Origin of the sequence: Marinobacter sp., from assembly GCF_034669625.1 — a bacterium.
In the GTDB taxonomy this organism is placed as follows: Bacteria; Pseudomonadota; Gammaproteobacteria; order Pseudomonadales; family Oleiphilaceae; genus Marinobacter.
The window spans coordinates 401,641-414,571 of the sequence record NZ_JAXMOY010000001.1 but is presented as its reverse complement, the minus strand read 5'-3'; the positions used below and the strand labels follow the sequence as shown (position 1 = coordinate 414,571).

Annotated in this window: 12 protein-coding genes and 1 tRNA gene; 6 read left to right on the top strand and 7 right to left on the bottom strand. The window is 54.5% G+C overall.

Translation table 11 applies throughout. From position 1 onward, the window contains the following. Positions 1–50 precede the first annotated feature (50 nt). Together VOI14_RS01830 and VOI14_RS01825 are read right to left on the bottom strand one after the other, a co-directional pair. Positions 51–773 (bottom strand): LrgB family protein, encoded by a 723-nt coding sequence (locus VOI14_RS01830; protein ID WP_323750311.1) that lies wholly within the window; start codon positions 771–773, stop codon positions 51–53. Further along, positions 766–1,131 (bottom strand): CidA/LrgA family protein, encoded by a 366-nt coding sequence (locus tag VOI14_RS01825; RefSeq protein ID WP_323750366.1) that lies wholly within the window; start codon positions 1,129–1,131, stop codon positions 766–768. The genes VOI14_RS01830 and VOI14_RS01825 overlap by 8 nt, the downstream gene beginning before the upstream one ends. 71 nt (positions 1,132–1,202) lie before the next feature. On the opposite strand from VOI14_RS01825, the gene VOI14_RS01820 reads away from it, so the two are divergent. The 3 genes from VOI14_RS01820 to VOI14_RS01810 all read left to right on the top strand — a co-directional run bounded on the left by VOI14_RS01820 (position 1,203) and on the right by VOI14_RS01810 (position 4,770). Then, positions 1,203–1,748: a YaeQ family protein gene (locus tag VOI14_RS01820; RefSeq protein ID WP_323750310.1), complete on the top strand. Its 546-nt coding sequence runs from the start codon at positions 1,203–1,205 to the stop codon at positions 1,746–1,748. A gap of 91 nt (positions 1,749–1,839) precedes the next feature. Beyond that, positions 1,840–1,916 (top strand) — tRNA-Arg (locus VOI14_RS01815). Between the two features lie 958 nt (positions 1,917–2,874). After that, the gene (locus VOI14_RS01810) at positions 2,875–4,770 is read left to right on the top strand and encodes an amidase family protein (RefSeq protein WP_323750309.1); all 1,896 of its coding nucleotides are present in this window, start codon (positions 2,875–2,877) and stop codon (positions 4,768–4,770) included. A gap of 331 nt (positions 4,771–5,101) precedes the next feature. Here VOI14_RS01810 and VOI14_RS01805 read toward each other — a convergent pair whose 3' ends face one another. Then, positions 5,102–5,494, bottom strand: coding sequence for a glutaredoxin (locus tag VOI14_RS01805; protein WP_323750308.1), 393 nt, complete (start codon positions 5,492–5,494; stop codon positions 5,102–5,104). A 122-nt stretch (positions 5,495–5,616) separates the two neighbouring features. Next, positions 5,617–6,396: an IclR family transcriptional regulator domain-containing protein gene (locus VOI14_RS01800; protein ID WP_416361377.1), complete on the bottom strand. Its 780-nt coding sequence runs from the start codon at positions 6,394–6,396 to the stop codon at positions 5,617–5,619. Positions 6,397–6,581: 185 nt separating this feature from the next. Here VOI14_RS01800 and VOI14_RS01795 point away from each other — a divergent pair, with 185 nt between their 5' ends. The 3 genes from VOI14_RS01795 to pcaF are packed head-to-tail and all read left to right on the top strand — an operon-like array spanning position 6,582 to position 9,384. After that, positions 6,582–7,397: a CoA transferase subunit A gene (locus tag VOI14_RS01795; protein WP_323750306.1), complete on the top strand. Its 816-nt coding sequence runs from the start codon at positions 6,582–6,584 to the stop codon at positions 7,395–7,397. Then, positions 7,397–8,173: a CoA-transferase subunit beta gene (locus VOI14_RS01790; protein ID WP_323750305.1), complete on the top strand. Its 777-nt coding sequence runs from the start codon at positions 7,397–7,399 to the stop codon at positions 8,171–8,173. Before VOI14_RS01795 ends, VOI14_RS01790 begins: the two co-directional genes overlap by 1 nt. Positions 8,174–8,181: 8 nt before the next feature. Next, positions 8,182–9,384 (top strand): 3-oxoadipyl-CoA thiolase, encoded by a 1,203-nt coding sequence (gene pcaF / locus VOI14_RS01785; protein WP_323750304.1) that lies wholly within the window; start codon positions 8,182–8,184, stop codon positions 9,382–9,384. Between the two features lie 92 nt (positions 9,385–9,476). Here pcaF and VOI14_RS01780 read toward each other — a convergent pair whose 3' ends face one another. The 3 genes from VOI14_RS01780 to VOI14_RS01770 form a co-directional block, all read right to left on the bottom strand. Continuing rightward, positions 9,477–10,961, bottom strand: a complete 1,485-nt coding sequence (locus VOI14_RS01780) for a tripartite tricarboxylate transporter permease (protein WP_323750303.1) — start codon at positions 10,959–10,961, stop codon at positions 9,477–9,479. A gap of 85 nt (positions 10,962–11,046) precedes the next feature. Beyond that, positions 11,047–11,583 carry a tripartite tricarboxylate transporter TctB family protein gene (locus VOI14_RS01775; RefSeq protein WP_323750302.1) on the bottom strand — a complete coding sequence of 179 codons (537 nt, stop codon included), beginning with the start codon at positions 11,581–11,583 and terminating at the stop codon, positions 11,047–11,049. 82 nt (positions 11,584–11,665) lie between these two features. After that, positions 11,666–12,658 (bottom strand): Bug family tripartite tricarboxylate transporter substrate binding protein, encoded by a 993-nt coding sequence (locus VOI14_RS01770; protein WP_323750301.1) that lies wholly within the window; start codon positions 12,656–12,658, stop codon positions 11,666–11,668. Positions 12,659–12,931 lie beyond the last annotated feature (273 nt).

Genomic DNA, 12,931 nt, shown 5'->3' with positions numbered 1-12,931 from the left:
CTTTAACAATAGTCAACGAACCGAAGGGCATCCAGCAAGAAACTATAGAGCTAGCCCAAGCTCCATATCAACGGCAGAATCAACGCGGTGAAGACGCCAGTCAGGCCCATACCCAAAGACGCGAATGCCCCAGCCATGGGGCTGATTTCGAACGCTCTAGCCGTTCCAATGGCATGGCCATTCAAACCCAGCGCAAAACCGATAATCCGGTCATCTTTGATTTTCAACCACCTTGCCATCCAGTCGACAAACAAAGACGCCAGCACACCGGTAATCAGCAACGCGCCCAACGTGAGCGACACCGAACCTCCAACCTGCTCGGCGATCCCCATCGCAATGGGCGCGGTGACGGATTTGGGTGCCAGCGATGCCAGTACCAGTGGGGTAGCCCCCATCAACCAGGCAATTCCAAGCGCGTACACGACGGCAAGCGTGGCCGCGAGCGGCAAGGTCGCCACGATGGGTTTCCAGAGCGCGCGAATGTGATGCATTTGCTGGTACAGCGGAACACCCAAGGCCACGGTAGTCGGGCCCAGCAATGCGGTCAGCCAGGCAGCCCCGGTGTAATACCGTTCAAAACCGAGACCAGAGATGGCCACCACCACCGCCAGCAATACCGCTGCAATCAACACCGGCGGCATCCACAACGGGCGACGAAAGCGGGCAAACAGCCATTGCGCGGCGATGAAGGCACCCAGCGTCAGCGCAATCGACAGCATCGGCCCGGACGCCAAAACCGTCATCACGCTGGTTAAGGGAGAAGGATTAGTCATGTTTGCTGCCCTCTTCCGCCAAACCGGCGACCTTCTTCATCAGGAGCAACGTGGTGAACACGCTGAGCAGCGTTCCCACAACCAGCGCCACCACAACAGTGGTCCAGTACCCGGTAAACTGATCAACAATAAAAAATACACCCACCACCCCGGGCGTGATCAAAAGCACCAATACCGAAATCAGCCCTCGGCTGGCTTCGGCAAGCTCATCACTGACCTTGCCCCTCAGCATCAGCGTGAAGGTCACCATGATCATACCGAGCACCCCACCGCTGACCGGCAGCGCTGCCAGCAAACGCAGCGCCTCACCAAGCAGAAAGAACACCACCAGAACCAGAAAACCACGCAACATCACCATACTACTATGCACTGCCTCTTCTAATTTGCTTTACACTACGACCCTGCCCGACTTAACAGACAGGATTCTCAATGGCACTGAAAGCCACCATATTCAAAGCCACACTCCATATTGCCGATATGGACAGGCATTATTACGGCGACCACCAACTGACCGTCGCGCGCCACCCGTCTGAAACCGACGAGCGCATGATGATCCGGTTATTAGCCTTTGCCCTGAACGCCAACGACACGCTGGAATTCACCAAAGGGCTCAGCAGTGACGATGAGCCGGAACTCTGGCAAAAATCTCTGTCTGACGAAATCGAACTCTGGATAGAGCTGGGACTGCCTGACGAAGACCGCATCCGCAAAGCCTGCAATCGCTCTCAAAAGGTCATACTTTACACCTACGGAGGCCGAGCGGTGCCGGTGTGGTGGGAAAAACACCATAACAAGCTAACCAGATTTGGCAACCTGACCATCGTCGATCTTCCCGCCGATCCTGTCACCGAACTGGCGACCCTGGCGGAACGGTCCATGACGCTTCAGATTTCCATACAGGATGGTGAAGTGACGTTCAGTAACGACAAGGGCCTCGTCAGCATCACCCCCGAGCAACGTCTGCCACAACAATGAGGCAAGGACTTGCTCTCAAGGGCTAGACAGAAACGGCCCGCGCACGTAAGATTGCGCACTCGAAATTGTTGAGCAATCAACGATTTCGTATCCGCCCGTAGCTCAGCTGGATAGAGCGCTGCCCTCCGGAGGCAGAGGTCAGAGGTTCGAATCCTCTCGGGCGGGCCATAATTTCAAAGGCTTGCGTGAAAACGCAGGCCTTTTTTGTTTGGCTGTGTCCCGCATGTTAGGGTGATTATCACTTCCAGAAAATTCTGACCCTTGCCCTGAAACACTCACTCTGTACCTTAGACACAAGCGTTGTATATACCGAATCATAGACAGAGCCGGGGACGCTAGAGCACAGTTCCCAATCCGCTATACTCCAAGCCCAGTAAGACACTGATAAAAAGGTGACTTTACTAGGCTTGGCCACTTAAATTCCAAGGAAATTTCTCTAGAACAAATCATATTGATCCGCTTTTTTGTACGCCGCTTGCCGAAAACCCGAACTATAAGAAGTGATTCTTTCATATTGCTTGTCTGTAAATTGAAGGATGTTCACCTTGCCGCCGTCAGGCAACGCCTCTTCCACACGCTTACAATAGGTTTCAATCTGTGTAGGGCAGGTGCGATATCGCTTATACATACACGCTAAATTGGCTCATAGAAAACCCCATATCGAGAAGAGCCAACCGAAAGTCAGACGCAGCTTTCCTTTTTTTAGACCGTCGGTTTCACCTCCCTCTCTGCGGTAGCGACAAGAAACTCATTGCGGCCATACAACAAGCCTCCTTGTACTCGAATGGTTGATGGCATTGGTCAACCATCATTCGTTTTTTAACCAGACTCAGAATTAGATCTAACCAGATTTTTAGAAACCGACTGCGGATCAATATATTCACGACAAATGGCGCCAAGCCCCATTAACAATTTTCCGCACCAGTTAGGTGCGAAAAATCAGTCGGGAGCCGCCACTGGGCCAACCACCAACCCCCCACTTCCATCGACATGTTGCTGACATACCCCCGTTTTATCTTTTCTGGCTCCGTTCTGGCCTACCACTTGCAGGGGTGAGCTCGCTAATCGTTTTGTGCTGTGCGAAAGCTATTCCCTTACTCCTCAAGCCTCATGAGATAACAGCTGTATGAAACATAAACTTTCTATGCCTCTCTTGCTGACCAGCCTCTGTATGCTCGGCGGCTGCCTCGGCTCGAGTGAGTCGAGCAGTTCTACAACGGCCAGCGAAAATACCGACACATCTTCGAGTGAACCGTCGAGTGGGCAGCAGCCAATCGCCGAACCCTTTGACCTCGGCCTGTTCACACTAAATGAAACCACAATGGATAGGGTGCACGAAGCACTGGCGGGGCGACGGATGCTTGAAGACGGCAGTGCTGTGACCTGCGAGTCACTGGCTCAGATGTATATCGATCGAATCTATGCCTACAATGACGCTCCCCAGCCAAGTAATGGCCTGCCGGTCCGGGGCGTGCTTGCAATCAACCCCTTAGCCCTTGAGCAAGCTCGAGCACTGGATGCCCTCTATGAGCGCGATGGCGGAATCGGCGACCGATTCTTGCACTGCATGCCGATCCTTCTGAAAGACAACTACGACACCTTTGATTATCCGAGCACCCAAGGCTCATACAGCATGCTTGGCCATCAAGCGGGCGTCGACGCCCACTCAGTCGCCAACCTGCGAGCGGCGGGCACCTTGATTCTTGGGAAGGCCAATCAGGATGAGTTCGCGTTTTTTACCACGGGCTTTTCCAATCGCGCCATTCAAGTAAGCAACCCCTATAACACCAGCGAGAGCCCTGCTGGATCATCCTCCGGCACTGGCGCTTCGATCGCCGCTAACTTTGCCTTGGGGGGCACCGGTAGCGACACCTGTCAGTCGATTCGGCACCCATCGTCAGTTAATGGCCTGGTAGGCATTCGTCCTAGTCTCGGCGTGATCTCCCAGCATGGAATCTTTCCTCTGAGTCATTCTCGCGATACCGGAGGCCCCATGACCCGCACCGTGAAGGACGCCGCTCTGATGCTGCAGGGCATGGCGGGTGTTGACCCTCGAGACCCAAAGACCTTGCTTTACCCGGAAGAGATGCGTCCCGATAGTTACACGCAGTTCTTGGATACTGAAGTACATGGAGTTGCCGGCCGCAATATCGGTGTTGTACGGCAACTCGGAAGCAACACCAGCGCCGCGGGAACAGATCGTCAGGGCGAATTGATCGCCCAAGCTGTAGCAACGCTGGAAAGCATGGGCGCCAACATCTATGACGTCTATCTGCCTGATTTCGATAATAAAGGCGCAGGTTCCAGCCACTATGATATGAACGAATACTTCAAGACCTTTGAAGCCGAAGGTGGTCTCAGCGAACGCTCCTGCGTCAGCAGTGCCACCATTGACCTGCTGTCTGATCGCAGCTCCGTCGCGCACGGTCGCTCTGAGTGCACCGGCATCGAGGGAATCTTGGAAACCGGGCGGGTTGGCCCTCGCACCGCCGCATTGTTTGGACTGGTGGCCGCCTCAGATCCAAACCAAGCACCCACCGTCGAGGAGCTTCAAGGTATTGTTGATGTACGCAACTATACGACCTCGGTAATGGACGCCCTAGTGGATGAAAATGGTGCTCCGGTTCTGGATAACAATTTGAACCCTGTACGACTAGACGCCCTTGTCCTGAGTCCCGGGCCGACCGGCGGACGTACCTGTGACTTTGGATCGAGCACGCAAATGGGCTCTATAGTCGTACCGGTTGGCTTCGATGAATCGGTCGGTGTACCACGCGGTATGGAAATTTTTGTGCGCCAATATGATGAAGGTACTGGCCTTGGGATCGCTTACGACTATGAGCAGGCCACACTTCACCGCGCACCTCCGAGCCTCGTGCCTTCACCGTTGACGGGCAACGAAACGATTGCGCAATTCAACGCTCGTATGCAGCAGGCACTAATGGACGGCACCAGCGAAGCCCCAGAAACACTCCCGCTGGACACATACCAGCAGGTGCTTAACGATATTACTGGGCCATAGGGAAACGAGTTAGCTGACAGATGAAAAACGCCGAAGCGGTGCACTTCGGCGTTTTTCCACTGAGACGCACCTTCAAACCGATTTACCGGCCTCCATGAATTGGATTCCACCCCGTCAGCCCAGAGGCCTTCGAAATGGACTCCGTTTGAGGCTGAGATGTGTCATGCGTCTCGGGCGGGCCATTATTTCACAGGCTTGCGTGCAAACGCAGGCCTTTTTACTGGGCAGAGTCCAAAGTTTGCCAAAATCTATTGGTATCGCAGATATACAATATTTGTGACCGTCCCCCATCATCTGGATTCCAGTCACTGAATATCTTAGATCATCTTGATCAGGCCGGCTCGAATCGTTCCTGCAGCCATGCGTTGATCTCGGCAGACTCATACAGCCAACGCTCACTGCCATCTTCCTGCTGAATCTTCAGACAAGGCACTTTAATGCGGCCGCCACCGGCTTCCAGCGCGGCACGATGCTCCGGGTTGTGCTGAGCATCGCGGGTTTCAATGCTCAGGCCAAGCCGAGCGATCTCTTTTCGTACCTTGATGCAGAACGGGCAAGCCTTGAACTGGTATAGAGCCAAATGCTTGCTGGCCGCATCGGCACGGGCCTGCTCTTCAGCGGTGCGCGTCATACCTTTAGGCGTGCTGAGCTTTTCGCTAAGCAACATGAAGGGAGTTAAGACCATGCGCAGGGTGCGAAAAAAATAACGAATAATAACTCTCATAGGTAAAGTTCAAGCTCCGGATTGAAAGTGGCCTGCCGAGTGTCGGCTTCAGGCTCAACTGGCATGTTTATAGCGAAGCGAGAGGATATCACTTCAGCCACTGCGAGTGTGTCTGACGCTAATTATTGCGTTATTACCTTCACCCTCGCCGCAACGTCCTGCAACCGCGGTAAATAAACCGTCATCAGGGTTTCCATATTCACCCTCGCTGCATTCGTGCTGATGTTAAGCGCACCCAGCAATACGTTACTGCTCGTGTATACCGGTACCGCCACCGAACGCAGGCCGGAATCCAGTTCCTGATCGACAATGGCGAAACCCTGCTGCCGAACGCTCAATATTTCCTGCTTCAACGGCGCTTTGGCCTTGATCGCATTGGGCGTGGAAGGGTTTAACTCGATGCTATCCAGAAAGTCATCCAATTCCTTATCCGTTAGCTGGCCAAGCAATACCCGGCCCATGGATGTATAGACGGCCGGCAGCCGCGTACCGACTGACAAGTTAATGGCCATCAGCCTGTGACGAGCCGATGAACGCACCACATAAACCACGTCCTGGCCATCAAGCACCGCCAGTGACGAGGATTCGCCCAGTTCTACGGTAATCTCGCTAAGGTACTGCTCAATCACAGCACGGTACTGGTTGGAGGCTTGGTAGGCGTAACCCAACTGCAATACTTTGGGGGTTAGCTCAAACTGACGTCCAATCCGCTTCACAAATCCGAGGGCATGCAGCGTTAAAACGAAGCGTCTGGCCTTAGCACGATCCATGTCTGCACGCGCCGCAACTTCACTCAACGTCATGCGCGGACAATCAACATCGAAGGCTTGCAGCACTTCAAGCCCCGAAGCCAGTGCACTGACGAAATCCCGATCTCCGGGTTTAAGGCTACGCTCATCCATTCTCAACCCTTCAATTGTTGTCATCTGGGCCGATATCCTAGCAGTTTGTTCGCAGTACGAACAACGGTCCGTTACTTTGCTCCTGCACGCATTTGGCCTTGACGATGGAAATCGAATCAAGCGATCATGTTCGCATATAAAACATATGTTCAGATAGCGAACATTAAATTACGCGAGGATCTGCGATGGCTGAATTTCTTTCTCTCCGTGACGCGGTGGGCAAACACATTCATGACGGCGACACCGTGGCGATGGAAGGGTTTACTCATCTGATTCCTTTCGCCGCCGGGCATGAAGTCATTCGGCAGAAAAAACGTGATCTCACCTTGATCCGAATGACGCCAGATCTGGTGTACGACCAAATGATCGGCGCTGGCTGCGCCAAAAAACTGATCTTCTCCTGGGGCGGCAACCCGGGGGTTGGCTCGTTGCACCGGCTGCGCGACGCGCTGGAAAACGACTGGCCAAATAGCATTGAAATCCTCGAGCACAGCCACGCGGCCATGGCCTGCGCTTACGATGCCGGCGCAGCAGGCCTGCCCTTAGCCGTGCTGCGTGGCTACATAGGCAGCGATCTGCCCAAAGTAAATGACCAGATCAAATTCATCGACTGCCCGTTTACCGGCGAACGGCTGGCCGCGGTGCGCTCGGTTCAGCCCGATGTGGCGGTGATTCATGCCCAGCGTGCCGATCGCAACGGCAACGTATTAATTGAAGGCATTGTCGGCATTCAAAAGGAAGTGGTGTTGGCCGCCAAGCGCAGCATCGTCACCGTTGAGGAAATCGTCGATGACCTTGATGCCGGCGTGAACGCCTGCGTTCTTCCTTCCTGGGCCGTTACAGCGATTGCCGAGGCACCAAAAGGTGCGAGCCCGTCCTATGCCCTGGGTTACTACGATCGTGACAATGCCTTTTACAAAGAATGGGACGGCATCGCCCGTGACAGGGAAACCTTCCAGGCCTGGATGAAAGCCAACGTGTTTGAGAAAGGAGCTGCGTGATGAGCCTTGAATTTACGTCTTCAGAAATGATGAGCGTCACCGCTGCCCGCGCACTGACCAATGAGATGACTTGCTTCGTCGGTATCGGCCTGCCCAGTGAAGCCGCCAACCTGGCTCGCCTGACGCACGCCCCGGACATCACCCTGATTTACGAATCCGGCACCCTGCAAACCAAGCCCGATGTTCTGCCCCTGTCCATCGGCGATGGCGAACTGTGCGAGTCAGCCCTGACCACGGTGTCGGTGCCGGAGATGTTCCGCTATTGGCTGCAAGGCGGTCATGTCAGCGTCGGCTTTCTGGGCACCGCCCAGATTGATCGCTACGCCAATCTGAACACCACTCTGATTGGCGACTATCGGGCACCCAAAGTTCGCCTGCCCGGAGGCGGTGGCGCACCGGAAATAGCCACCAACGCGAAAGAAGTGTTTGTCACACTGAAACACTCCAAGCGTACCTTTGTGAAAGACGTCGACTTCCTTACCACGGTCGGCTTTGGTCGCGACGGTAAGGCTCGGGATAACGTACCCAACATTGGTCGCGGCCCGACAATCGTCATCACCGACCTGTGCATTCTTAAACCAGACCCGGAAACCAAGGAACTGGTCGTGCACCTGCTGCACCCTAACGTAACCCGCGAAGACGTGATCAACGCCACCGGCTGGGAGATCCGCTTCGCCGACGAACTTGGAACCACCCCTGCCCCCACCGCCGAAGAGCTGGAAATCCTGCGTAGCCTGAAAGCACGCACCGATGCCCACCATGCTGGCCAACATTGAGGTTTATTATGACTGATGTATTTTTATGCCATCCCCGCCGCTCGGCCATCGGCCGCTTTGGCGGCACCCTGGCCAATGTCCGCCCGGACGACCTTGCAGCTCAGGTCTTCAAAGCGGTACTGGCACAGGCCCCGGAACTGGACCCGGCCGCCATCGACGAAGTGATCATGGGCTGTGCCAACCAGGCGGGTGAAGATAACCGCAATGTGGCACGCATGTCGGCACTGCTCGCCGGGCTGCCCACCTCTGTACCGGGCACCACCATGAACCGGTTGTGCGGCTCCGGCATGGACTCAGTAGGTACTGCATTCCGCGCCATTCGCGCCGGCGAAATGGACCTGGTACTAGCAGGCGGTGTCGAATCGATGTCACGGGCGCCCTATGTAATGGGCAAAGCCGATAGCGGTTTCTCCCGCAGCCAGAAGATTGAGGACACAACCATTGGCTGGCGCTTTGTGAACAAGCTGATGAAGAAAGAATACGGCGTGGAATCGATGCCGGAAACAGCCGAGAACGTCGCCGAACAATTCAACGTATCTCGCGAAGACCAGGATTTGTTCGCACTGAGCTCGCAACAAAAAACCGCCAAAGCCCAGCGCGAAGGTGTGTTTGCCGAGGAAATCGTGCCGGTCCTGATACCTCGCCGGAAACAAGAAGCGCTAGTATTCGACACTGACGAGCATCCCCGCAGTACAACCCTCGACAAGCTTGCAGCGCTACCGGCCCCGTTCCGCGAAGGCGGCAGCGTTACCGCCGGCAATGCATCTGGTGTGAATGACGGTGCCGCCGCCATACTCGTCGCCAGCGCCGACGCGGTGAAACAACACAACCTCAAACCTATGGCTAAAGTGCTGGGCATGGCTACCGCTGGCGTTGAACCGCGCATCATGGGAATCGGTCCTGTGCCCGCCACTCGCAAGTTGCTGGAGAAGCACGGCATCAGCATGGATGATATTGATGTGATCGAGCTGAACGAAGCCTTCGCTGCGCAAGGGCTGGCTGTCCTTCGGGAACTCGGCGTCGCCGACGACGATCCACGGGTAAACCCGAACGGTGGCGCCATCGCCCTCGGTCACCCTCTGGGCATGTCCGGTACACGCCTGATGATGACCGCCGCCTACCAGTTGCAGCGCACCGGTGGACGCTATGCTCTGTGCACTATGTGTGTTGGGGTCGGCCAGGGTATCGCGACACTTATCGAACGAGTATAAACCCTAACGTAACAAGCCCCGGAATACCGGGGCTTGTTAGCAATCCGCAGGGTGCGTTCGCACCCTGCCACTGACAGAACACATCGAATTACCTACGCCAACGCATCTTCCTTCCGTGCCACCCAGTAGCGACGAATCGCAAAAATCAGAGAGGCAACGGTAAGCATCACGAAGACCCAGGTAATCGGTCCCCGGAAGAAAATCGACAGATCGCCTTTACTGATGAGCATGGTACGCCTCAGGTTGTCTTCAAACATCGGCCCGAGAATAAAGCCGATCAAGAAGGGCGCGGCCGCAATTCCGGTTCGGTTAAAGACAAAACCGAGAACACCAAAGGCCAGCATCAAGCCAATATCAAAGGTGTTGTTGTTCACTGCATAAGCCCCGTAGATGCAGAACATCAGTACGATGGGTAGCAGGATAGTTTTGGGGATGTCGGCAATAAGAGAAAAGTAGCGAATAGCCGCGTTGCCAACGAATACCAACACGAAAGAGCTGACCATAATGCCGCAGAACAGCGCATAAACCAGGGTCAGGTTTTCCTGGAACAGAACTGGGCCGGGGGTGAGGCCATGGATCATGAAAGCACCCAGAATGATCGCCGTGATCACATCACCCGGAATACCCAGCGAGAGCAGCGGAATCAGTGTCGCGCCGGCAACGCCGTTATTACCCGACTCAGCGGCGGCAACACCTTCAATCTCACCCTTACCAAAATTCGCCTTGCGGGGAGAGGTTCGCTTGGCTTCGCTGTAGGAGATAAACGCTGCCGAGGTGGCTCCCGTGCCAGGGATCGCGCCGATAATCACGCCAATAAAACTACCGCGGACGATGGTTTTCAACAGGCCCTTGAACTCTTTCCATGTCAGCGATGCACCACTGACCGCCGTTCGAATGTGCGGGGCCACCTTCGATGTGTAGAACTCGATCACTTCCGGAATCGCAAACAAACCGATCAGCAGAGGAATGAAGGAAACGCGATCCATCAGGTTATAGTTATCAAAGGTCAACCGCTGGGTGCCGTATACCGCATCGAGGCCAATGGTCGAAACGATGATGCCCAGCCCCGCTGCAATCAACCCTTTGACCACCGAGCTACCGGATACGGAGACGATGATGGTCAGCGAGAAACAGATAAGCCAGAAATACTCGGGTGGACCGAAGTTCAGCGCAATTTTCGCCAGGTAGGACGCAAAGAAGATCAAGGCAACATTGGAAATCATATCCGCCACGACCGATGAGTACAGCGCCGTTTTCAAGGCTTTCTTGGCCTGGCCCTGCTGCGCCATGGGGTAACCATCCAACAGCGTACAGGCAGAGGCTGGTGAGCCCGGGGTCCGGATCAGAATGGCCGTAATCGAGCCGCCGTACATCCCGCCTTTATAGATGCCAACCAGCAGCAGAATAGCGGTGACCGGCTCCATGGAAAAGGTAAACGGCAATGCCAGCGCCACCGCCATGGTTGCCGTCAGGCCTGGAATAGCACCCACGACAACACCGACTAGTACACCCGCCGCAATGGCAAGAAAATTATCAACACTCAAAAAGAGCGTCAGAACTTCAGAAAAATTTTCCATTTTGAGCAACCCAAATACGTAATACCTGATAACAGACGGACGTCGTTATCTGCGTGCGTGCCTGACAGAGCGTCAGGTACGCGGTTCAGATCAGGGAGAGCGACTCCCAAAGCGTTCCGGGAGGGAGTGGAACATTGAGCACATAAATAAACAGCAAGGTCACGATGGCGGGAAAGATGATCGCCAGGGCATACACCCAGATATTGCGTAAGTCGCTTGCCAGGAACAGCAAAACACTGGCAAGAAAACCGCTGCCAATGGCGCCAAGTTCTTCAAAAAACAGTACGTAGACAACCCCGGCTGCGACCATTAACACCTGCCGCATGATGGGAACACCTCGACGGAATTCATCCGCTTCACTTCGCTTTGGTGGCGTGACAAGGCCATCGATCATAAGAATCAGCGAAAGCACCAACACCAACCAACCCGCCAGCTGGGGCAAGAACCGCGGTGACAGCAACGGATGCTGCATCTGCCCGGGTATCTCGATGTGCGCGGGGATAACGTAGAACAAAAAGCCCAATGCCAGAATAGAAAAAGCACATCCCAAAACCGAGTTAGGGTTGCACCTGCCATAATGGGACTCGCTGGCCGCGACGAATTGCAGTTCAGACTTTTCCATGATTAGGCCCTATATACCGATCTCTCTCAAAGAAAAAGGCGGGCTCACCTTTCAGTAAGCTCCGCCCCGAAAGCAGCCTGCATTAACGCTTCAGGTTTGCTTTTTCTGCAACCTCAGACCACTTCTCCAGTTCGCTCTGAACAAACTGACGGAAGTCATCACCTACAACCGTTCCAGCTTCCGCACCGAACTGCGGCAGGAACTTTTTAAAGTCTTCGCCGGCCATAACCCTATCCAGGGCCGCCTGAAGTTTCACCATCCCTTCTTGCGGGAAGGACTTGTGTGCGATCAAACCAAACCATGCTGAGGTTTCATAGTTCTCAAGACCGTAGCCTTTGCCTGCCTGCTGAAGAGGGGGTACGTCGGGCAGGAATTCAGACGCTGTCGGTGTCGTTACCGCCAAAGCTTTGAGCTTGCCTGATTGAATATGGGGATAAACCGTTGGCATATTCTCGAACGCCACATCCACATCGCCAGAAAGCAGAGCTGGAAGCGCTTCACCCGAACCACGGAAAGGCACGTGTACCAGATTCGTCTGGGTCAGGTTTTTGAACAGCTCACCTGACATGTGAATCGAACTGCCGATACCCGGCGAACTGAAAGACAGTTGCTGCTCACGGGCGGCTTCTACAAATTCGGCAACGGTGTTGTAAGGGCTATCGGCCGGAACCACCATCACGTTGGGAATATTGATTACGTTGCGCACAAAGGCAAAATCCGCCACCGGATCGTAACGCAAATTCGGGTACAAAGAAGCACCAATAGTGTGGCCGGGAGATGCCATCAGCAGCATATGGTCTGAACCGCGTCCACCGCGCGCCAACTGGCCAGTTGCTACGGTAGAGCCGGCACCAGGGCGGTTTTCAACGACAACGGTGGTCAGCTCTTTTTGCAACAGATCAGCGACCTTTCGGGACAACAGATCTGTCGTACCACCGGCTGAATAGGGAACCACCAGACGAATATTGTCCTCCGGCCATTCATCAGCCTGCACCAAACCAGCATAAGACAGCGTCAATGCGGCCAGGGTGTACAGAATCTTATTTCTTACACGACTTTTCACGAAATTGATCATTCTTGTGGTTATCCTACTCAGCAAAAATAACTGTTCGATTATCGAACTTATGTTCGCATATTGCGCGGGTACGTAATCTCACATATTCGAGATCAAGGTGCAAGATTTTTCCCCTTATACATCCAACACCTTCAGCGGAAAAAAACACACAACGGAGCATAGGAATTCAGCGAGTGATCGCTAACTCCACCTCCGCGATTCGGATTTTCAGGTCAAAGCAAGGCACAGAGCCGATTCAAGGAAACACGCCTGCAGGAGGAGCAGGAGGAAGGT